This window comes from Paenibacillus sp. LjRoot56, from assembly GCF_964253335.1.
GTDB classification, from domain to species: domain Bacteria; phylum Bacillota; class Bacilli; order Paenibacillales; family NBRC-103111; genus Paenibacillus_E; species Paenibacillus_E allorhizoplanae.
In genome coordinates, this window is sequence record NZ_CAXURV020000001.1 from 2,822,032 (window position 1) to 2,846,149 (window position 24,118).

The following is a 24,118-nucleotide window of genomic DNA, read 5'->3' on the forward strand; positions in this document are numbered from 1 at the left end:
GGATGCTCCTTTTCAGAAGGGATATCTTTATTAATATCATTATAATCCAAACGACATCAAAGATCTCTAAGCAGATGGCAAAAACAAAGGAGCACGATCCACATGAGTACAATATCTCCATTAGCAGCAGCCTTTCGCCAAACCTCGTATCCAGTAGGTGGCCACGGCCGCAGAAATATTCAAATTTTAAAAGAGGCCTTAGATGAGCTGGATGGCAAGCTCGAGAGTGATATTTATGGAACTGGCGAAAGTATAGAGAGCTTTCAGGCGGAAATGGCCGCTTATCTTGGCAAAGAGAAGGCTGTGTTCTTCCCTAGCGGGACGATGGCGCAGCAGATTGCCCTAAGAATCTGGTGTGATGAGAAGGGAATCCGCAAGGTTGCGTATCATCCGTTAAGCCATTTGGAAATCCATGAAGAGGATGGCTTGAAGGAGCTGCACCAGATTGAATCGATTTTGCTGGGCGAGAAAGATCGCTTGATTCGATTGGATGAGATTCTTGAGCTCAAAGAGGAAATTGCCTGTCTCTTGATTGAGCTGCCACAGCGTGAAATTGGTGGTGTGCTGCCGCCTTTCGAGGAGCTCGTTGCGATTTCGGCACATTGTCGTGCCAAGGGGATCAAGCTGCATCTGGACGGGGCAAGATTGTACGAGGTGCTGCCGTATTATCAGAAAACTGCTGCAGAATTGTGTGTGCTTTTCGATAGTGTGTACATCTCCTTCTACAAAGGAATCGGCGGCATTGCAGGTGCGATTCTAGCTGGTGATGAGGCGTTTACGATGAAATCAAAGGTGTGGAAAAGGCGGCATGGCGGCGATTTGATCAGCCTGTATCCGTATTACCTTAGCGCGAGCTACTATTTCAAGCAGCGTGTGCCGAAGATGGGTCAATACTATGAAGATGCGGTGGAGCTTGCTGCGCTGTTTAATAGCTGTCAGCATGTGACTACCTTGCCGCGGGTACCCGTAACGAATATGTTCCACGTTTATATCGCGATGCCGAAAGAGAAGCTTGAGCCAATACTTGTCGAGTTGTACGCTGAGACAAGTGTAGGGTTGATTCACTATCTGCGTGAATCAAGCGAGGGAATTTGTTCCTTCGAAATAAGTATAGGCGATGCATTCGCGCAAATTCCGAAGTACAAGCTGAAGTTGACGTTTGAGCGGTTGGCTGCGGTATTGCGAGAGGGATAGTTAGCCGATCTACCTATGAAGTGTAACTCATAGCGCACTATTTTCTGCTTGGTTTGACAAGCGGAACAACAGTGCGCTATTTGCTGTTGAGGAACGCCGATTGAAACAATCGTAACTTTGTACGCCACGATGGTAAGCATCAGCTTCTGAATAGGGTGAAATCGTAACATTTGTCACCTTAGTCCGTCAGATTGTAGGTGTTGATGATCGTGAAGAATCGGTATACTTCAAAAAGTAAGCCCTTACATTTTATTGCGGATCATATGGTCAGGAGGAGGGACACCTTGCAAAGACCGCCAGGTAATCACATGGTCGTTATTTTTTATACTATTGGAGGGAATTTGATATGTTCAAAAAGAGTTTAGCATTGATACTCAGTCTGGCATGTATCATGATGATATTCGGCATACTCCCAGCATTCGCTGCGAATGGGCCGATTATATGGGGATCCTCGGTCACGATAACGAATATCAATACGTTTACAGATGCGGGAACGGATGCACGTGGCATTAGTCCAGGTACGTTTGGCTCGGAATATCCGCGTATGATTAAGCTTGCCAATGGTAACTGGTTAGCAGTTGCAGCCATATATGATAATAACGGCTATACGAAAGTATCCTGGGGCGGTACGCGATTACAGGTATTCCTCAGCACAGATAATTGCCGTACGTGGTCATTAGCAGCGACACTTTGGGAAGATGGACGTGATCTCGATAATGGTCAATTCGCGCAACTAGCGAATGGCGATATTTTGCTAGCGATGCGATCGGTGCGTTGGCAAGAGTCTTATCAGTTAAAAGTGTACAAAAGTACGAACGGCGGTTCAAATTGGAGTTATCTAAGCACGATCGATGAGAAAACAGGTGCTCCAGGTACATTAGGTAACCCCGATAAGGGCGTGTATGAGCCGCATATGCAAATTTTGACTGATGGCACGCTAGCTGTCATGTATGCGAACGAAAAGCATGTGACGGAGAGTCCATCGTATAGTCAAATTATTTCGGAGAAGCTTTCGACGAACGGAGGCGCAAGCTGGGGAAGTGAGATTTATGTGGCTTGGGACCCGAGCAATGCAGCAGCACGGCCAGGTATGCCGGTTTGGCAAAAAATGAACAATGGTCAGTATCTCGTTACTTTCGAGGTATGCGGTACGCAAAGCTGCAATGTGTTCACGAAGAATAGTAGTGATGGCAAAACATGGGCAAGCGGTATTGGTACGCAAGTACCAAGCCAACAAGGTGGACCTTATCTACTTTCGCTCACGGATGGCAGAATTCTACTTACGTCGAATGCCAATGTGCTATCCATCTCCAATGATTATGGGAATTCCTGGTATACGAATGATACCACAGCTTTTGGCAACTCGCTCTGGTCCGCGATGTATCAAACGGCTTCCAACGAAATTGCTTTCATCGATTCGGTTAACCGAACGGGTGGCGGACATAATGTGCAGGTGAAGTTTGGTACGTTGACGAACACGTATTCCAATGATTTTGCCTCCAATGATACGGGTTGGGCTCGTTATGGTGGAACTTGGACAATTAGCGGAGGTACTTACAATGTAACTTCAGCGAGCGGGGATAAATCCATACTTACCCCTTATCCATCCAAGCGAAATTACACCCTTGAAGGAGATATCAAGCTTAACAATGCGGGGCAGGGCAGTCTTATTTTTAATGTGACGAATCCAGCAACGGGGACGGACAGTTTGAAAGGGTATGCCGCAGGCATTGATTCTGCGGGGCAAGTGTGGCTAGGTCGTTTTAACAATAACTGGACGCAGCTTGGTCTTGTCAATACAACGATCAGCACGAACACGTGGTATCACATGAAGGTTGTAGTCAATGAAGGGAATATGAAAGTGTACGTAGGCGATATGGCCACTCCCAAAATTAACTTTACCGATACAACATTTGTAAGTGGGACGATCGGGGTCCGTGGTGGCTTCGGGAATAGTGTGAGTTTTGACAATATAACGATAAACTAACTTGCTTGTAAATAATCTATAGAAAAAAGAGCCCTCGGGCTCTTTTTTAATAGATATAAAGTAATGCAGTGTTAGCTTTGATTTTTACTGCGTTACGGACAGGAGAGCCGTTATTTGATGAGAAAAGCAGGGAGTTCAAAGGCTAACGGACGCCAAGGCCGTTATTCAGTCCCTTGCTACACATGTTGGCACGCAAATTAGTCAATAACGCCTCAGGTGTCCATTAAAAATCAAAACTGCCTCATTTTCAGAAAATAGAGGCTGTCACGTCCGTTAGAATATCAACCAACCTCTTTTCGCGATACTCTCTATGTTTGGGAATTTGTACGTCTGTTTACCTAGAAACATGGACAACCCTCCCTATACACATCAGATTGGGTGGTTTATACCAAGGACCTGAGGCAGAGTCTCAGGTCCTTCTTAAATTATGTTTCAGATCATAATTTGGCTATATTTCTCCAAAAACGCTCCCGTCCCAGAAGGAGGACGTAGCCGTTTATTTTGGTAGTCTCGGAGGGAAAGGGATGCTAACGTTAGTTCGGAACCAAATCCTTTAGTTCCTGCACAACATAGGCCTGACCGCCGTTCAGAGCTTCCACAAGATTCTTGGCTGCAAGTTCAGCCATGTCATTACGCGTTCTTGCAGTAGCCGAACCGATATGAGGTAAAGTGACCACATTCGGCATGGATAACAACGGATTATCCACAGGAGTTGGTTCGATATCGAAAACATCCAGGCCGGCTCCGCGAATTTTTCCTTGTTGAAGCGCCTTAATCAGCGCTTGTTCGTCTACAGTTGCTCCTCGGGAGGCATTGATGAAGATGGCTGATGACTTCATCAAGTTAAACTGCTCCTCGCCGATCAAATGTTTCGTCTCTGGAGTTAAAGGAGTCATCACAACGATGTAGTCGGATTCACGTAGTAACTCATCCAGCTCGCAGAAGCGGGCATGGAAGCGCTCGTCTACTTCTTTTTTGGGACGGCGACTGTGATAGAGCAGATTCATATCGAAGCCAAATACAGCTCGCTTAGCAATCGCTTCGCCAATCCGTCCCATACCGATGATTCCGAGTGTTGAATGATGAACATCTACACCGAATAATTCGGTACCGCTCGTTCCCTTTTGCCATTTCCCCTGTTTCACATAAGCGTCCAGTTCTGCGATTCTTCGCCCTGCACTTAACATTAAGGCGAGAACGAGATCAGCTACGGTGCTATCAAGTACATATGGAGTATGAGTGCCAATTACACCATGGGATCTCATTGCATCAAGATCAAAATGATTGTACCCGACTGAAGAGGTACTCGCTACACGTAACCGTGGTGCGCGGCTTAACAGTTCCTCGTCAATTGTTCCTCCCAAGATTCCCTCGGCATCCGAGACTTTATCCAAAATGACACTCCGAGGCATACTGCCTTCCTCATTCCAGAACGTACAATCACCATGGAGATTTAAATAATCTTGAACGGTTTCCGGTAATTTGTGGGTAACGAGTATTTTGGGCTTGGTCGACATGAGTATTCCTCCTTGAGTTTCACATTTAATAATTCTTTGCATGCGATAATTAAAGTGCCGAGATAACGTGTTTATTCGAATGGGGGGTTACAGTCCCGGCCAGGCACTTTTTCTTCTTTATTAAGCAAAAGATGATCTGACTAGCCAAAGTAGTCTTTATGTAGTCTGTTCTATTATAGCTAAACTGATCGGAATGATATATGAAAATCTACTAGTTCACTAGAGAAGCAGCCCTCCGAAGAAATAACTGGATTACCTGCATCTAAATTGGTCACTTTTGGGCTCATTTGCGGAATAACTGGATTTCCTCCAGTTAATTTCCTTGTAGTTGGAGGATTGGGGGAATTCCGTGGAAATTACCTGTACATTTTCCATCTATATTCAAATAATCGTCTTTTTCACTCGAATTAGCTGTATGTTTTCCAGTTAAGCGTCGCTTGTCTTTTCCAACGTACGATTTACCCCTCCAATCGTAACATCGTCACCTTTTAGTCACCATACAGTCTGAGGATTTCTTACGTTTGTTACCTAAAGTTGACGGTTTTATCGGTTTAGACGTGGAGCGATTCCATGTAAAGTTAGAACCAAGGAAAGCCCTTACATCCGAGTGAAAGGGCTTTCGCATCTAACATAAACCGAATGAGAGAGGGTTGTTCATCACAATGAAAAAGAAATTCACTAGCTTACTTACCGCAAGTATTGCGCTTGCTATGGTAGCGACAGGCTGCTCGAGCACAAAAGAAAGCGATACCAAAACTGCAACTGCTACAACTGCACAGACTGCGAAAGCCCCAGAAACAACCAAATCAGCGAGCCCGGTAGAGATCACCTTCTGGAATATGTTCGGCGGTGGCGAAGGCGATTTCGTAGATCAAATTGTCAAAGGGTATAACGACTCCCAGAAGGAAGTCATTGTGAAACAGCTGCGCTTAGAATCCAATGAGTACTATGCAAAGCTAAGCACGGCACTTTCTTCTTCGAAGGGGCCCGATGTGGCTGTAGCTCACGTGGATCGAATCTCGCCCTTCGTCAAAGCCAAGCAAATTTTACCACTGGATGGGCTTGCCAGCAAGGTTGGCTTTGATCTGAAGCAAGTCTCAGATTCCAATATCAAAAGCGTGAGCTATGATGGAAAGCCGTACGCTGTACCGTTAGATACCCATTTCCATATGTTCTATTACAACAAGGATCTGCTTAAGAAAGCTGAGCTGCTGAACGACGATGGCACACCGAAGCTGGGGGATTTAACGCCAGATGGCTTTAAGAAAACATTAGCGCAGATTCAAGCCAAAGTACCTGGTGTGCAGGCGTTAGCCGTGAATACCCCTTATTTCCAAGAGCCATTCCTGAATTTGTACTATGAAGCAGGCGGCGATATCTTGAATGGGGATATGACGAAATCCGCGATTAACAATGAGAAAGCCTTGAATGTCCTTAAGTTTTACATGGATTTGTACAAAAACAAGTACAGTGATCTCAATGATAAAACACCTTGGGATTCCTTCCATAGCGGGAAAGCAGCCCTATGGTTCGGCGGTGTGTGGGAAGCGGGGCTCTTGCTTAACGATAAATCTTTGAACATTGGTGCGATGCCGCTGCCTGCGATTTTCGGTAGCCAAACCCACTGGGGAAGCTCCCATTTACTCGTCGTACCTTCTTATGTAACAACAGAGAAGCAAGAAGCATCCGCGAAATTCATGAAGTACTTCTCGGAGGTAGGTGGCAAAACGTGGGGTCAAGCCGGACACGTACCTGCTAACAGCACAGTAACAACAAGCGATGAGTACAAAAAACTGCCATACCGTAATTTCTTTATCGAAGCTCAGAAAACAGTGAAATTCGCACCGAAAACAGATAAGTACACAACGATTATCACGACGGTTTCAGAGTCCTTACAGAACATCCTATTCGGTAAGCAATCTCCAGAAGATGGCTTGAAAAGTATGGATAAGCAAATCAATGATATTTTGACCAATTAATCGTCCGCGTGAATCGGGTGAAGCTCTCGTGAAAGCTAACGGTGGCTTCACCCGCTCTTATACAGAAAAGAAACAAGGAGTAGAGCCAATGGAGACAAAAGTAAGTGAGCGTGATCGGACGTGGGTCCTCCGCGAACGTAAACCGTTACGAATAGCTTTGGAATTGAAGGCAATGGTGTATCTGCTGCCGTTTCTGATCCCTTTTGCCATCTTCTATCTGTGGCCTGTAGGGCGAGGCGCTTGGATGAGCTTGCACGTTTGGGGCATTCAGGGGATGCAGAAGTATGTTGGCTTAGCGAATTATAAAAAGATTTTCAGTGATTCAAATTTTTATCTGTATGTGTGGCACTCGATTTACTTTGTCATCATCTGTACACCGACAATTATCGTACTCGGCCTTATTTTAGCCTTGCTGATTAATCAGAATCTCCGCTTTCGAACGCTTATCCGTTCCATGTTTTTCCTGCCATATGTACTGTCCGTCTCGGTCATCAGTTTCATATGGCTCCGACTTTTCGACTCGAAGTATGGCCCGATTAACGCGTTCTTGAAATTCATTGGTTTACCTGGTGACATTCACTGGCTGACAGATAAACATTTTGCTTGGTGGGCCATTACCCTAACAACCGATTGGTGGTCAGTTGGTTTCGTGATGGTACTATTCCTAGCTGGTTTGCAAGAAATTCCTACGGATCATTATGAAGCTGCGAAAATAGATGGCGCTGGCGCTTGGAAGCAATTCATTCATATTACGCTCCCAGGTTTGTCGAGAGTCATGCAAATACAAGTTTTTTATCAAATTATCTCGTGTTTAAAGCTATTTGGGCAAGTACAGATTATGACCGGCGGAGGTCCAGGGGACTCCACGAATACCATGATTCGCTACATTTATGTCACGGGGTTCAAAAAGGATATGTTCGGGCTTGCTTCGGCTCAGTCCATCGTATTCTGCGTCATCATGCTGCTCCTCGCTATTGTACAGTTCAAATTAACAGACAGAAAAGATTGACGGAGGTTGAACATGAAAGGAATCGCAATTAACATCATCGCCGTGATCCTGGCTCTCTTATTTATGTTTCCATTGATTTGGATGCTCATTGTATCTCTGAAACCGGATGGCGTAAATGTCTCCGCGCTAAGTGACTGGGTGAATCTCTCGGATTTACATCTGCATAATTATACGAAGGTGATCAAAGATTCGCAGATCCTGCGATGGACATGGAACAGCGCTGTTATCGGTGTACTGACAACCGTTATATCACTCATCTTCAGTTCCTTGGCGGCGTTCTCCTTTTCGAAGCTGCCTTTCAAGTCCAGAAGTTTGTTTTATCTGGTTATCGTTTCAGGCTTGTTAATTCCTACGGAGGCGATTCTGATACCACTTTACGAAACAACACTTCATCTGAAGCTGATTGATAACATGTGGGCGATTATTCTGCCTGGGCTTACGAATCCAATCGGCATCTTGCTCTTGAAGCAATTCATGGACGGTGTCCCGAAGGATTATATCGAAGCAGCACAAATCGACGGGTGTAGAAATTTCGGTTTATGGTATCGGATATGTCTCCCGCTTACTAGATCTGCTATGTTCTCTGTCGGGATTTTCTACTTTATTTTATCGTGGAACAATTTCTTGTGGCCGTATCTTTCCATTACCTCGCAAGAGAACATGATCTTATCAGCAGGACTACCGACATTTTTGTCGAATAATACGATGTCCTTAAATCTGATCATGGCAGCAAGTGCAATTGCGGCAATTCCAACGATTCTGGTGTTTGCTGTCCTGCAGCGTCAAATTGTGCAAGGTGTGGCCATGTCTGGTATTAAAGGTTAATAAGCTAATATCTACCAATCAGATTCTCTTCCCAGAAAGGGTTGCTACAAAGATGACCCAAGCATCAGAGGTTGCGACGCGACAACGCCACAAACGAATTCCTTCATGGATGTATACATGGACGAGCAGCATTCGCTATAAGTGGATGCTGTTGTTGTTCCTTTTTTCGCTAACCCCCCTGCTTGCTCTGGGGTTTATTTCATATTCGATATCGAAGTCAACGATCAACAATAAAGTTACGGAATACTCGGAACAGCTCTTGAAGCAGACGGCGGAGAATATGGATACGAGACTTGGCATTTATAAAGATATGATGATGCAAGTCGTCAATAACAATGACATTGTCACGATGCTACGGACTTTGGATCGCACAGATCCTGCTCAATACGATCTAGATAGTCTATCCCTGACTACGAAGCTATCGACCATTATTGCAATTAATCAGGATATACAGTCGATTTCGTTCCTTTCACCGCAGCATTTTATCAAAGGTATATATAGATGGAACGATCGGTCTTTAGACAAGGTATCACCATTCCTGCAAACCTTGGAGGATGGGAGTAATTTTCGGTGGTTTTCTACGCGATTAGGAACGTATGTCGATAGCCTAAACACTCAAAATGTACACGTTTTCTCACTGGCCAAGCAAATATATAAAATGTCGGACGATAGTCCTGTTGGGATTATTGCCGTATTAGACATCCGCGAGGATGTGCTGAAAGAAATTGGTGCTCGAACGACGAAGAGTAATATGGATATTGAAAGTTTCGTTATTGATGGTTCAGGACACATCATCTCGTACCCAGACAGTCGCGTATTGGGTAAGAGTGTGAAAGAAGTACTTGGCGAAGATGGCTACACAGAAATGTTTCGTTCCACGACAGATGAATCCGTATTTCCACTGAGATATCAAGGCGAAAGATTGATTGTGAATTATAAAAAGCTGCACACAAACGACTGGATCGTCGTTAATGTCATTTCGGAGGCTTCTCTGTACAAAGATTCGAATCGTCTGCTGCAAATTATTTTGGTGATCGCTTTCATGTGTATCTTATTCTCCATCTTGACGGCATTTTTACTGGCTAATTCGATCTCCAAGCCCATTCTGAAAATGATTCGATTGATGCGACAAGTCATGTCAGGTGACCTGACCGTCCGTTTCAAAGCCAAGCGCCGCAATGATGAATTCGATATTTTGGGCGAAAATTTTAACTATATGGTTACACGGATCGATGGTCTATTGGAAACGGTTTATGAGGAACAGAATCATAAGCGTGTAGCGGAATTGAAGGCTTTACAAGCGCAAATTAATCCGCATTTCCTGTATAATACACTGGATATTATTAAATGGACGGCGCTCCTCCAGAAAGCTAATCATGCGGCTGAAATGGTCAGTCTTTTATCCCGATTATTGCGGATTAGCTTAGGTAAAGGCGAAGAGACAGTAACCATCGAAGAAGAGATCGAGCATGTACAGTGCTATCTGGGGATTCAAAAGTTCCGATTCAACTTTAATATCGAGACGTTCGTTCATCTAGACGAAGAAGTACGTACGTATCGTACGCCTAAGCTGATCCTACAACCCATTGTAGAGAATGCGATTCTACATGCTTTTACGGATAGAGAAACAGGTGAAATTCATATACGGTGCGGCATCCATCCGGAAGGTGGAATTCGCTTTGAGGTCGTGGATAATGGGCGAGGCATGGACGCAAGTCTTGTACAAAGTCTGAATCGGCATGAAGTTCCCTCCGTTGATAAAGTAAGCGGGATTGGTTTAGCGAATGTAGATGAACGAATTAAACTCATTTGTGGGAAGCTCTATGGTTTAGACATTCAAAGTGAACTCGGAGCGGGTACACATATTCGTATCAGACTTCCAGAAATGAAGTAGGTGAAGAGCATGTTTCGAGTTGTGATTGTGGAAGATGAATATATCGTAAGATTCGGTATTCGCTCGATGATTGAATGGGATAAGCTTGGTTTAACGGTGAGCGGTGAAGCAGCGAATGGGCAAGAAGCGTTGGCGTTGATCCGAGAGACCCCACCGGATATTCTCATCACAGATATCAAAATGCCCGTTATGGATGGCATCACACTAATTACGGAAGTACGTAAAAGTTATCCGCATATGAAAATAGTCATCCTTAGCAATTTGGAAGATTTCCAATATGCGAAAGAAGCAATTCGCAATGGGGTTTCCGAATATATGATTAAATCAGATATGATGCCTCGGGACTTGGAGGAAACGCTGCTGCGAGTCAAGGAATCGATCCTAGCGGCGTCACCAGCAAGTGAGCAGATGCATTCGGTAAGTGACATTGAGCCCCTCTTCAAAGAAAAACGGATGCTAGAACTCCTTGAAGAAATGGCCCCTGATCGCAGCCAACAAATCGTAGAAAGCTTAAGATTCTCCGACGTTATGCTACCCTTATATGTGCTTCATATCGTGAAGAATGAGTGGGCGCAGAGTGTTGAGGAGGGGCAAGCTTTGATACGTAAGGCGATTGCAGAAGTGATGACGACTTTCTCAGAGGATGTCTATGAAGCTTTTCCAGATCGACAAGGGGAAATAAACGTACTTCTTTTTGCAAGGGAAATGACGGTTGTTGGTTTGTCTGAGATGAAGACATGGGCACAGTCCGTCGTTCTCTATCTCAAGGACCACTGTGACATGTCGTGTACAGTAGGTGTTAGTATGAGTACGTCTACTTGGTCAGGGCTGCATCAAGCCTACGAGCAAGCGAAAGCCGCAGCGAAATATAAAATGTTCATTGGCCCTGAACGAGCGATTCTGTATGGTGTTGATTATGTGCCTCTACCTAGTCAGTTGGCGGAGAATATTAAAGTGAGCACAACGCATATTCATGCGATGGTCTATGCTTTTCAAACGAAAGAGCTGCAAGCTTATTTGGAAGATATTTTCGAACAGCTTACAGCACGTAAAGACTATGACCTCGTGGAAATTATTTCGCTGGAGCTGCTAATCCTACTCACGACACTATGGTCAGAGGTGGCAAGTGATCAGCAAAGCATCCTCCAATTAAAGAAACAGTATTATGAGCAATTATCCAAATTAGAGACGATTCAGATGAGTAAAGCTTGGTTTCTGCAAGCATTTGAGGAACTCGTTCGACATATGATTGGTGTGTATAATAGTGATCGCAACGGCATTATTAAGGCAGCGCAGTATATTGGGCAGTACTACCAACAAGAGATTTCGCTGCAATCGATCAGCAGTTTGGTGCACTTAAGTAAAAACTATTTTGCTAATCTGTTCAAAAAAGAAATGGGTGAAAGCTTTCTGGAATATTTGACTCGGATTCGCATCGAGAAAGCCATGACCTTATTAACAAGTGAGCTCAAGACAGCAGATATTGGCCATTTGGTAGGCATTCCAGACCCAAAATATTTCTCGAAAGTATTTAAGAAAATAACAGGTCTATCCCCGTCGGAATATCGTATTCGAGCCAAAGAAGACAAGTCATCGTAGTTTTCTTGAAAAACTTGATTGCAAACGCTTACCGAGGAGCTGTTAATTAGTATCATGAGGGGAAAGGGGGGATCGAATTGTTAGAGAAAATAAAGATCAAACGGGTCGTCGGAATCGGGTGTATATGGACGCTCACATTCGTGCTTACGGGATGCTCTTTTCTGTCCAATAATCCTAAACAAGTAGCTGAGAACAAGAAAGTCGTGGCGGGCCCAGCAGCGCCAGTGGAAATTTCATTCTGGAATCCATTCGGCGGTGGTGAAGGGGAGTTCGTGGAACGTATTGTTCAAGATTTCAATACTTCACAGAAGGATGTCTACGTGAAGCAGCTTCGCTTGGAATCGAACGAATATTATGTGAAGCTGAGCACGGCGCTTTCTTCGGGGAAAGGTCCCGATGTCGCTGTTGCTCATGTTGACCGCATGTCACCGTTCGTAAAGGCGAAGCAAATTATGCCATTGGACGAATTGGCGAGTGAGGTTGGATTTGATTTCAAGGACTTAGAGGAGAGCAATGTTCGAAGTGTGAGTTTCATGAGCAAGCCGTACGCGCTGCCATTAGACACGCATTTTCACATGTTATATTACAATAAGGCTATTATGAAAAAAGCAGGTTTATTGAATGAAGATGAGACGCCTAAGCTGGCTATGTCAACGCCGGAAGCCTTCATTCAGATGCTGCAGCAGATTCAAGCAACAGTACCGAATGTTGAACCATTTGCAGTAAATACGCCATATTTCCAAGAGCCATTCCTTAATATGTATTATCAAGCAGGCGGAGAATTATTGGATGTTAGCAAGGCGAAGGTAACTATCCATAATGACAAATCGCTTCGAGTGTTGAAATTTTATCAACAGATTTATGCAAGCAAGCTCTCCGATCTTAACGATAAGACCCCGTGGGATACCTTTCATAATGGCAAAGCTGCGCTATGGATGGGGGGTGTCTGGGAGGCAGGCTATCATTTAAGTGAGTCTTCCCTTCCCGCGGGGATCATGCCGCTTCCAACTCTATTCGGCTCTTCGATGCAGTGGGGGAGTTCACACACTCTCGTGATTCCTAGTTATGTAACGAAGGATAAACAACGTGCTGCCATGACATTCATGTCTTATTTCTCCAAGGTAGGTTCCATGCTATGGGGCCAAGCCGGGCATGTGCCCGCCAATCGAGCTGTTCTTCAAAGCCAAGCCTATAAGCAATTGCCTTATCGGAAGCTTTTTATCGAAGCGCAGCATCAAGTTAAATTTGCGCCACAAACGGATAACTATGCAACGATGTTTACAACATTGTCCGAAGAGCTCCAAAGTATCGTAATGGGAGGTATGGATCCCGAGGAAGGGCTCGTGCAGTTAGAGAAAAAAATGAATAGCGTGTTGGCTAACTAAGATGTATAAATGTCCCCTTGCGGAACTTTCCGGGAGGGGATATTTGTAACGTCTGGAAGAATTTTAATTCAAAAAGGTACCTATGATAAAATGAACCTATTAACCCAGAGGAGCTGAAATAAGTGAACATTATTTTCCATGGACAAAGCTGTGTCGAAATTAGATTGAAGCAACACACCTTGATTATAGACCCCTTCCTTACTGGTAATCCGCAAGCAACGGTCAAAGCGGAAGATATCAAGGCAGACTACATCCTTGTTACACATGGACATGGAGATCATGTTGGAGACACGTTATCTATTGCAGAGCGCAACGATGCTACTGTTATTGCTCCTAACGATTTGGCCAGATATTTGGGCTTTGAGGGGGCAAAAACACACGGGATGGGAATCGGCGGGACTTATGAGTTTCCTTTTGGTAAAGTAAAACTGACCCTAGCCTTACACGATTCTTCCTATAATCCGCCAGGCACCAAAGAAAATATCTATACAGGCATGGCGAGTGGATTCTTGCTTAAAGTAGAAGGAAAAACCATTTATCATGCAGGGGACACGGGGTTATTTAAAGATATGAAGCTGATTGGCAAAATGAACGATATTGCTCTGGCCTTTCTGCCGATCGGGGATAACTACACGATGGGACCGGAAGATGCCGTGATCGCTGCGGGATATTTGAAAGCTGACACCGTTGTGCCTATGCACTATAATACGTTCCCTGTGATTGAACAGGATCCGAACGCTTTTGTTGCAAGCCTAGAAGAAAAAGGCATCAAAGGCTTAGTGATGGCACCGGGGCAACAAATAACGCTGTAATCGAGTGAATGGAGCCATTATGATGAGGGTTCACTCTCGGTGCTTTTGCTGGATTGACGCTCTTTCCAGAATAGGACGGTAAGCATGCGCTCTACCCATTCCTTATCTTCAGGTGTAAGGATAATACCATCAAACATGAGCTCATTTTCACGAAGAAAACGCCGCAGATTAACAGGATTGCTTTCAAACTGTTGGTTCGCTTGAGAGGACTCGAGATAACCAGCAATATCCATCAGCTCCGAGTAAGACGTGTTGAGCCCCTCAGATAATTTCATCAAAACATCGGGAGAAGGAATTCCGCGGTTACCATTCTCAAGTTGAGAGATGTATGCCGCGGACACACCGGAGCGATCAGCTAGTTCGCGGATTGTGAAGCCTTTCATTTTGCGCATATCTCGTAATTTATCGTAAAAGTACATGCCTGCTCATCCTCATTCCGTAAAGTAAACATTAGTAAACGTTATAATACTATCAGTTTACTATAGTAATTACAACGATGAGTTTCGATCCTAATAATAAATGTATGTATACCCATATATTCGATTACTAATGTAAACTTATATTGTTGCATTAGTGAATATGCGGTATACTTCAGATAGGACGAAGTGAGGATGGGGGACTGACATTCAACGCCGATGCATATTCAAATTAAAGCCAAAACAGATGCATTCATTAAGGCAAGGGTCATGAAAGGCTATTCGCAACGAGAGCTGGCACGGCATTCTGGCCTGAGCCATGCGTACATAAGTTTACTTGAACGATCGATTAAATCGGTAGGTCCATCAACAGCTAAGCGATTAAGCGAAGTGCTGGAGATGGAGTTAGAGGAGCTTTTTCATATCCATATAGCCTGAAAATCATAAAACCGATGTCCCCTAGGTTGGGGAGCATCGGTTTTTGTTATGCACTACCGAGCAGATTCAGACACAAAAGAACAGAAAAGCAGGGAGTCCAAATGCTAACGGACGCCACGGCCGTTACGTCCGTTAGAAAAGCAAGCAACCTCTTTTCGCGATACTCTTTAGGTTTGGAAGTTTGCTCGCCTGTTTATCTAGATACATTGACAACCCTTCCCATACACACATCAGATTGGGTTTATACCAAGGATCTGAGGCAGAGCCTCAGGTCTTCCTTAACATTACGATTGACTATTGACGATTTCTAAGATGGACTGATGTATTCTCTTAATGCCTGTCATTCTTACTTTAATACAACGGAAATGAGAACTAGGCTGTATTCAGGCTCTGGCTAGTGAATCATACTTGGAAGCAGGTGGGAGGGCCAGCGTGCTGACCTTCAACAAGAAACACACTTATGTGTAGAAAGCATAACTGATAGGGAGTGATCATGACTCGATAAAATAGGATGTATTCTTTAGCTTTCCGTTATGGTTTGAGGGTTCTTTAGTTGAAAGTTGACAATCTGATATATGTTTAAGGAGGGAATAACTTTGAGCAAAATGAAACGCAGGCTTCTGAGCATGGTAGTGGTTTTGGCCATGATACTGTCGCTAATCGGCGCCAACCTTACGCCGTTGACAGTATTTGCGGCCGCCCCAGATGGAGCCGAGGCTGATTTAACCGCAACACAGCAATCATCTGCAAACGCTTACAACGTAGCGTTTACCATCAACAAAGACGGCCAGTCGTTTGACGAGCACGGCAAAACGTTCACCCTGCGGCAAAATGGGGAAATCATTGATAATGGTTCCGCCATTGGCGGCACGGTTACATTTGACGTTTACGACGGTACATATAACATTTTTGACGGCAGCGACGACACTGGCGAAACGATTGTCGTCTCTGGAACTGCTGCCAAAACGCTCAACTACTACACGGTTGAATTCAAGGCCGAGGATGCAGGTGCGTCCAATGGCTCAGCGATCATCGCTAAATACAACGACAACTTCATTGCCAGCGGGGCTGTGGTTCTCGGTGGCAAAACACTGGTGATTACCGCCGAAGGCCGGGGTGCGATGTCATCGCCGCCGAACGCGCTCGAAGCCGGGTATTCGTACAAATGGAGCGGTGAAGGTGCAAACGATCAAACCACCGACACGCTCACAATTAACAATCTGAACAGGAAGATTGATGTGCTCTGCAGCGTGAAGGGAAGTCTGAGGTTGTACGCTGCGGGCAGAAACAGCGCCAATGCTGCTAAAGCATACTATACGCTGCCAGAGGTTTTGACGAGTGGACTAATGACTGTTAAGTTCGATTACGTCACATCGGTAACCAGTCCGAACACGGCTGTCTCCTTGGTTCAAAGCGGTACCGCTTTGAATGCGGATGTCGATAAAATGAACGCCCTTGTGCGGTTCAATACAGGGATTGGCGCATATAACGGCACAGGGTGGGGTGCTGATGTCATTTCTCCTTTAGTGGCAAATAAAGTGTATCATGTCAGTGTCGCGATTGATATGACCGCTAAAACATACAGCGCATGGGTAACGCCGGAGGGCGGTTCGGAGACGCAAATTGCCACAAACTTTGCGTTCAGGGCAAAAAATCCTGCAAACATTGCCGAGCTACGGGTACTTGATACAAGGACCTCAGGCAATAACGGCGTTACAAAGCAAATGTGGATTGAGAATATAACAGTTTCCAAGAAACCGGAGCTGACGGTTCTTCTTAATGGAGAAGCGCATCCTGACATCAGCGCAGTGGATTTCGTACTGATGCAAGACGGCGTCGTAAAGGCTAGCGGCGTCAAGAATGGCAACAAGGTTGTCTTTAACGAGACGTTGAACGACGGCATATATGACATATATGTCAATAGCACTAATTCTAACGTAAAGCTCAAGATCACCAACGGGGGAGGCAGCGCGACGGTTGATCTGGGCACTGACGAGAGCAGGGCGAGGAAAGCGCTTCAAGATCTTATCACGACTATTGAGGGGCGTGGTCTTAAAGAGGACCGCTACACCTCGGCTACATGGGTGCCGTTTGCCACCGCGCTGGCTGGGGCAAAAAACCTGCTTCTTGACAATATAGCGACGGCGGAAACACTCAATACCGCAACGAGCAACCTGAGCAACACGTATGAAGCTCTTGCGCTTATCCCGCGCGCCAACGGTATCTACAAGGCTGCGTACGCGGATAAGTTCGGCGGCACCGTAGTTCGCACCAATATTGGTAACACTAGTAACGGCGCGACTTATCCGAATGGCAGCTACTCGTCGCCTCCAGCTGGTCAACCTAACGACAGATCTGTTTTGGGCGGCTTATACACAGGCAGCGACCCCCAAACTTATAGGGCGAAGCCAGGTGCCGGCGTTACATACCCTTTTACAATTCATAAAGATGGTAAATACGGATTCATGTTGAAGTTCTCCCGCGTCAATTACGAAATTGAGGACTATATCAGTGTGTATATCAATTACGACCAGGTTGAAAAAAATGAAAACGGCTCTCCGAAAACACCTGGTAATTACCGTATTTCCCTTGCAGGCAAGGACAGCGAGCTTGTGTTTGTTGAATCCGATATTTGGACGATGGACCTGAAAGAGGGCGATACCATCTCTCTGGTGCTGGACACCTCCAGTCTTGATGTAGTGGACTATCCAGACAAGGGTCTTGTCAATATCGACTATATTTCCGTCTGGGAGGTGGAGCAGTCTTACACATACGACTCCTTCAACCGCAACTTCTACCTCCTGGCAGGCAATGAGATCATTATTCCGGAGCCCGTGAGCTTCCCACTCACTTGGTCCAGCAGTGACCCGGAGACTGCGACAGTTGATCCTGTGACTGGAAGGATTCAAACGATTAAGGCCGGGGACGTCGTCATTACGTCCACTGGTACCGGCGGTACGTTTAAGTACAATCTGTACATAAAGAATAACGAAAGCGATATTAGGTTGAAAACCGCCCAAGTCTCGCTGTGGGATACGGCAAACAATGTGTTCGACCCGCCGGCGGCGGTACGGAATAGCAACGCCAGTGAAGTCCCGGAGAACATCCCGATCGCGTTAACTGGCCTTAGCGGCGGGATCAGAGTAGGCAATGGGTTTGTGGATACGATGGACTACGTCCCTGTCGGCTCGTCAATTGAAATCGACGTTCCCGATGCCGTCGTGAAAAAGCCCGGTATGTATGACATCACCCTGAACTATGCGAAAGGCAGCTCTCAGGCGGCTGGCCAATTGGGGCTGCTTGTGAACGGACAGCTTGCAGGCACATTATATACGAGGACAACGGCCAGCCTCACCAGTACAGAACAGTCGAACATCGTAACGGTGTATTTGAAACCCGGCGATACAATCGGCATTCGGACGATTGTCAATCCGAAGGACGCCGTTGGACGCTTTAACAGTTTGACGGTCACCGAGAACGTGGTGATTCCGCCGTCATCTGTTACACTGTCCACGGCCACTAGTGTGAATCATCAAGACCAGACAACGCTGAATTATACAACGGTCCCAGCGAACGCCACGCCAGCCTTTGTCTGGACAGCCGCCAACACCGACATCGTGTCCGTGTACGGCAACCTAGTGGTCGGAGAAAATGTTGGTGAGACAACGGTTACGGCGACTTCCATTTATAATCCGGAGATTAAGTCAACCGGTACGGTGACGGTTGCAGTAAACAGCAGCGTTTTCAGCATCGAAAGCAGTGATGTAAAGGTCTATCTGGATAAGGACTTCCCTCGCGCCATTCAGTATGAGATGAAGGACAGCGGTGCGAAGATCGACGGCAACCGTAACAAGCTGGACACGCTCAAGTTGACCACTGGCATGACATATAGCTTAAATACGTCCCAAGGGTTGACAGGTTCAACGGTTAAGGACTACAAGCCCATCGTTACATCCAGTGAGCCATTCCAGAACGCAGACGGCAGCCAGCATGTTATCTATACCCTGCGAGTGACCGAGTTGAACGCGGAAATAAAGATCAAGGCGACGGTGGAGGGGATGGTGCTCAAGTTTGATTTTATTGAGATTAAGGAGGATCCTGCCAACCGCATTTTCGTAATCGAAATACCTAATCATAATCCGGTAACTGTCAGCAATTTTAATACTGGCTCCTCATTTGCCGGTTCCAAAATGGAAAGCAATATCGGAAGGAGCGGAGATAGCTTTTACAATATCAAAGATATGATGACCGGCTCTGATTATTATAACTACGCCTTTGTGTCAAACGGCAGCGTGGCCGCCAGCATTCAGAGTAATGCCTTCGGATTGACTGACGGCAGCGTGGCAAGACGCGTTTTCGCGGACACGAAGAGAAACGATTCGCTGGTCACAACGAGTCTGCTCAGCGGATCCTGGGTATGGCGATTCCCTGATGCTACCAAGAAATTTATTGACAATGAGGGTAGATACGGAGAGGAGGAAGCCTTAATAACCAGAACGTATACAGATGAACCATACGAAAGGGATATGCCGCATGTCTGGGTCGTGCTGGCTGAAGAAAACAATAACGATGGTATCGTTAACTGGCAGGATGCGGCCAATGAGTACCGCAGCGTCGCTAAAGTGGCGGTCGGCTCGGACAAAATTGCCGACGCGGTCGTACAACGGCTGATTATGTCACAGGGTAACGAATCCAACTACCCGTATCTGGCATCAGTGGACGAAACTAAGCGTATCTGGCTGCATACGGACGGCTTGGGACAAATCATCCTGCAAAAATACCATAACGCAGGCAACTGGGGCGACTTCAGCGTCTACGATGACCAACTGGGCGGCTTGGACGAATTCCGAAAGTTTACTGACATTACGACTAACCAGTACAACAGCTTTGTCGGTGTCCACACCAACTTTACAGAGTATTTCGCGAAGGTTGACCAGTTTAGCTATGAGAACGTCGAAATGCAAGCCGACGGAATCACCCCGCGAAGCAAAGGTTATGTGGCGTTCGGTTACTACCTGCACCAAGCCTATGTGATCGACGACCAGTTGGATGCGTTAACCCGAGATAATGATAATGAGGCAAGCCAAGAAAAAAGCCGTTATGAGCGCATGAATCGTTTTAAAACCGACATCCCGGATTTGGGCTTCATTTACAGCGATGTGTACTCCCACAACGGCTGGCGCGGAAACGCCTTGGCGCGGGATTACGAGGATAATGGCCTTGCATACTTTGTGGAGTGGCCGTACGTCTCAGAGGACTCCGCTGCATGGGCGCACTGGTCCGTGGAAAAGAGCTATAGCCCGGCGTCGCTCAAGGGATATTCCAGCGATATTGCCCGGTTTATCTTCAACGACTCCAAAGACCGTTGGGATAACTACACGACCGACAACTGGAAGGCAGACATTGAGGAAACCCGCGTACCGAACAGCGCTTTCCTGCTGATGGGCGCCGATACGACCTCCTACGAGGGCTGGGTGCACAATGGTATCAACGAATATGACTCGATTGTTGAGAAAATCTATCGCAACAACATCCCAACCAAGTACATGCAGCACTTCCCCGTTACGCGCATGGAAAAGGATAAAGATGGCTGGGCGGACTACATCGAGTTTAATAACGGAGAAGTGAAGGTTTATGCAGAGGGTTATGAGAATCTCAATAACGAAACAAGAAATAGCAAACGCATCATAGAAAAAGACGGAAAGAAGATTTACGAGCAGGTTAACGCCATCGGTACAGATCAAGGTTCAACCAAGTACCTGATACCGTGGAACGAGGGCGACATGCAAAAGCTTGATAAGCAAGAACAAAAGGAGATCAAACTATACCATTGGAACGATGACGGCGGCAGTACGACCTGGGAACTCCCCGACAGTTGGTCGGGCCTCGAGACCGTCTACGTGTATAAGTTGTCCGACCTGGGCAAGTCTTCTGAACAGGTTCTAACAGTAGTAAATGGAAAAATTACTATCCATACGGATGCAAGAACCCCGTACGTGGTGTATAAAGAACAGCAGGATATGGATGTGGATGTCGACTTCGGCGAGGGTCAATACGTGAATAATCCAGGCTTCAGCACAGGCGACAACCTCAAAGGTTGGAAAACTGTAAATGGGAATCCCGAAGTAGTACGTAACGACAACACAACGATGCCACTCTTCACCACTGACGGTGCCGTAGCGCAACCTAACTCGAATGCCGACAACCATGGTAGAAGCCGCAATTGGGAGCTGGCGGTTAAGGATGGTAACGAAACGGAGGTCAGCCAGACAATCACCGGCCTGAATCCAGGCGACGAGTACGCCGTATCGGTTATGGTGGAGGTTCAACGTGGAAAAACGCGCAAGGCGTCGCTCATCGTGGATACAGATGGAGCTAGGCGCTCTAGTTACACAGATTCCTCCGTCTTGCTCAACTATGACCGCTACGACTCCAAAGAAAAAACCGGTATGCTCCGTATGCGCGTCGTATTCACCGCGGACGCACCTACAGCAACAATACGGTTGCAAGCAGTGGCGGGCGAAGGCGAGGTGCGATTTGACAACGTACGTATGTACAGGACTACCACACCAACACCGAAGACTCCGGTGACCGACGGGAAAATCATCCTGTATCAGGATTTCGAATCCGCGCCGGATGGAACAACTGAAGCGGGTACGTCCATCAACAAACCTACTTTTGAGGGCTTCTTGCCCTTTAATCTTGGAAACGGCGGAGGGTTTCGCGAAGCCAGAACCATCATGCAGCGCAGACATGATCCCTATACGCAAAACAATACTGTACCCGTTTGGAGTAGTAACGCTCCCGAAAGTGTAAGAAACTTTGTGCAGCCAACGAAAGACCAAGCGGGAAATACGGTTACTGGCCAATGGTGGGATACTACGACCATCCCGGTTGATCTGGTTGTGGACGGCAAAACCTCATTCTCTAACATCACCGGCAGTGGGGGCATTATGTACCAGACTACACCTCAGAGCCTCCGGTTTGAAGAGGGCAAGGCATACCGTATCAGCTTTGACTACCAAACCGGCCTAAATGGCATCTTCGCCTTTGTGCTAGGGAATGGTATGAAAGGGACACTAAGTCAGAGAGTTTCTTCGACAACCGTGGAATTTACAGGGCTTCAACACCATGATTATCTGCAAGGCACGATGGGCCCGTATTTTAACAATGTGAATTCGAACCGGTCGGACGGCGGCGTGCCAATAACCGCGATGCCTGAAGGTTGGGCAGCCAATGGCACTTACCGCAACATCGACATTAAGAAAGCAGTGCCGAACTGGAAAGGGTATTATGAGTACGAGTTCGTTAGCACATCCGACCAGACTTGGTTCGGTATCTTACGGAACAATGACTCACCGACGCCGAGCGATAACCCCAATCCTTTTATCATCGACAATCTGCTAATCGTGGAAGTAGGTGAGGTTGTCTCGGGAGACGCAACGCTTTCTAACTTGACCGTTAGCGCAGGTGTACTGTCTCCGGAATTCAGCTCGGACACTACGAGTTACGCAGTAAATGTGGATAACAATGTCAGCAGTATTACCATTGCTGCCACAAATAACCACAACGCTGCGACGGTCAGCGGAGCGGGCGTAAAATCTCTGAGCGTAGGGCTGAATACATTTGAGGTAGTTGTTACTGCCGAAGATGGTACGCAGAAAACCTACACGGTAGCTGTGAACCGTGCTGGGAAAGACGCCTCCAATGACGCAACGCTTTCTAATCTGACTGTTAGCACAGGTGTACTGTCTCCAGAATTTAGCTCGGACATTACGAGCTACGCAGTAAATGTGGATAACAGTGTCAGCAGTATTACGATTACTGCCACAAATAACCACAGCGCTGCAACGGTTAACGGGGCAGGCGTAAAATCTCTAAATGTAGGGCTGAATACATTTGATGTAGGTGTTATTGCTGAAGATGGTACGCCGAGGACCTATACCCTAGCAGTGACCCGTGCCAGCGCTCCGCAGACAGACAACGGTTCTGAAGGCAGCGGTTCTGGGGACACCAGCTCCGAGACTCCTTCTCAGCCAGTCCCGACACCTGTCCCGACTCCTACTCCGAAACCAGCCGAAAATGATTGGATCCTACAGGTTGAGGAAGATACGGATGCAACCACCATCATCGAAAGCACATCGGAGCAAACGAAAGCAGCTGAAGACGCAGTAGCGGCAACTGCGGCGAACAACGCAAACACAAGTGTGACCATTGTGGCAGTTGCACCTCCAGTGATTGTGAAAACATCAGGAGATGTCAACAAACCTTATGCTGTAACCGTGAATATGCAACCCGACGAGGACAAAGCGGAATTCACTACGATGGCAATCGTAAATGCCGACGGCACATTGACCCCGGTACCTACCAAATTGAATAGTGATGGTACGGTAACCGTCATCGTCCGCGGCGATGTCACGCTGGTGCCAGTGAACGTCAAGTCCAACTTCATCGATGCGATCGGGCATTACGCAAGTGATGAAATTAACAGGGCGGCGGCGTTGATGCTGATCGTCGGCGTGGGTAACAGCAGATTCGCCCCATCAGAGTCGGTCACTGTTGCGGAAGCCAGTACGATATTCCTACGGGCACTTGGCATCCCGGCCAATAAAGCCGCTTCTGCCGTGAACGGAGTAGATCAGAACATATGGTATGCTGTTAATGTCAATACAGCAGCTGATAATAAGCTGATTGACATAACCGAAAATAACGTTGAACCTGACAGCCCCATGACTCGCATTGAGACAGCGACATTGATTGTCAACGCTCTGAAGGCATTGAACATGAATCCAACGATGTCACTTCAGGAGGCGGATGAATTGTTGCTGAAAGACTTCACCGATCTGCCGGGGCTGACGACATCAGAGCGTGTCGATCTAGCTATCACGGTTAAGCTGGGGATCTTTACAGGCAATGGCGATGGAACCATGGCCCCGCACGCTGACCTGCAGCGAGCTCATCTGGCAAGTCTTGCGGTTAGATTTCAGGATTATATTCTGAAACGCTGAGGAGTCACCTTAGTCGTAGGCAGTTGAAAATCAGAAAACCGATGCCCCCGTAACC

Annotated in this window: 13 protein-coding genes; 11 read left to right on the top strand and 2 right to left on the bottom strand. The window is 46.5% G+C overall.

Translation table 11 applies throughout. The annotated features are described in order from the left end of the window. Positions 1–102: 102 nt before the first annotated feature. Both ACSQ8O_RS12645 and ACSQ8O_RS12650 read left to right on the top strand, forming a co-directional pair. Complete coding sequence (locus tag ACSQ8O_RS12645; RefSeq protein ID WP_436241837.1) at positions 103–1,194, top strand: threonine aldolase family protein; 1,092 nt, start codon at positions 103–105, stop codon at positions 1,192–1,194. 346 nt (positions 1,195–1,540) lie between these two features. Continuing rightward, a complete protein-coding gene (locus tag ACSQ8O_RS12650) occupies positions 1,541–3,181 on the top strand; it encodes a family 16 glycoside hydrolase (RefSeq protein ID WP_436241838.1) in 1,641 nt (546 codons plus the stop codon). 533 nt (positions 3,182–3,714) lie between these two features. Here ACSQ8O_RS12650 and ACSQ8O_RS12655 read toward each other — a convergent pair. After that, on the bottom strand, positions 3,715–4,698 hold the full coding sequence (locus ACSQ8O_RS12655) for a 2-hydroxyacid dehydrogenase (protein ID WP_436241839.1): 984 nt from the start codon (positions 4,696–4,698) through the stop codon (positions 3,715–3,717). Between the two features lie 662 nt (positions 4,699–5,360). On the opposite strand from ACSQ8O_RS12655, the gene ACSQ8O_RS12660 reads away from it, so the two are divergent. The 7 genes from ACSQ8O_RS12660 (at position 5,361) to ACSQ8O_RS12690 (ending at position 14,201) form a co-directional block, all read left to right on the top strand. Then, positions 5,361–6,677, top strand: coding sequence for an ABC transporter substrate-binding protein (locus ACSQ8O_RS12660; RefSeq protein WP_436241840.1), 1,317 nt, complete (start codon positions 5,361–5,363; stop codon positions 6,675–6,677). An 88-nt stretch (positions 6,678–6,765) separates the two neighbouring features. After that, on the top strand, positions 6,766–7,686 hold the full coding sequence (locus ACSQ8O_RS12665) for a carbohydrate ABC transporter permease (protein ID WP_436241841.1): 921 nt from the start codon (positions 6,766–6,768) through the stop codon (positions 7,684–7,686). Positions 7,687–7,698: 12 nt separating this feature from the next. Further along, the gene (locus ACSQ8O_RS12670) at positions 7,699–8,511 is read left to right on the top strand and encodes a carbohydrate ABC transporter permease (protein ID WP_436241842.1); all 813 of its coding nucleotides are present in this window, start codon (positions 7,699–7,701) and stop codon (positions 8,509–8,511) included. Positions 8,512–8,563: 52 nt separating this feature from the next. After that, the gene (locus tag ACSQ8O_RS12675; RefSeq protein WP_436241843.1) at positions 8,564–10,405 is read left to right on the top strand and encodes a sensor histidine kinase; all 1,842 of its coding nucleotides are present in this window, start codon (positions 8,564–8,566) and stop codon (positions 10,403–10,405) included. Between the two features lie 9 nt (positions 10,406–10,414). Continuing rightward, complete coding sequence (locus tag ACSQ8O_RS12680) at positions 10,415–12,004, top strand: response regulator (protein ID WP_436241844.1); 1,590 nt, start codon at positions 10,415–10,417, stop codon at positions 12,002–12,004. Between the two features lie 77 nt (positions 12,005–12,081). Further along, on the top strand, positions 12,082–13,389 hold the full coding sequence (locus ACSQ8O_RS12685; protein WP_436241845.1) for an ABC transporter substrate-binding protein: 1,308 nt from the start codon (positions 12,082–12,084) through the stop codon (positions 13,387–13,389). A 122-nt stretch (positions 13,390–13,511) separates the two neighbouring features. Beyond that, positions 13,512–14,201 carry a metal-dependent hydrolase gene (locus tag ACSQ8O_RS12690; protein WP_436241846.1) on the top strand — a complete coding sequence of 230 codons (690 nt, stop codon included), beginning with the start codon at positions 13,512–13,514 and terminating at the stop codon, positions 14,199–14,201. A gap of 17 nt (positions 14,202–14,218) precedes the next feature. On the opposite strand, the gene ACSQ8O_RS12695 is transcribed toward ACSQ8O_RS12690, so the two are convergent. Beyond that, positions 14,219–14,593, bottom strand: coding sequence for a helix-turn-helix domain-containing protein (locus ACSQ8O_RS12695; RefSeq protein WP_436241847.1), 375 nt, complete (start codon positions 14,591–14,593; stop codon positions 14,219–14,221). A 243-nt stretch (positions 14,594–14,836) separates the two neighbouring features. Between ACSQ8O_RS12695 and ACSQ8O_RS12700 the strand changes: the two genes are divergently transcribed. Continuing rightward, entirely contained in the window at positions 14,837–15,055 is a 219-nt protein-coding gene (locus tag ACSQ8O_RS12700) for a helix-turn-helix domain-containing protein (RefSeq protein ID WP_327205105.1), read from the top strand. Between the two features lie 644 nt (positions 15,056–15,699). Beyond that, positions 15,700–24,063, top strand: coding sequence for an endo-alpha-N-acetylgalactosaminidase family protein (locus ACSQ8O_RS12705; protein WP_436242007.1), 8,364 nt, complete (start codon positions 15,700–15,702; stop codon positions 24,061–24,063). The last annotated feature ends 55 nt before the right edge of the window (positions 24,064–24,118 follow it).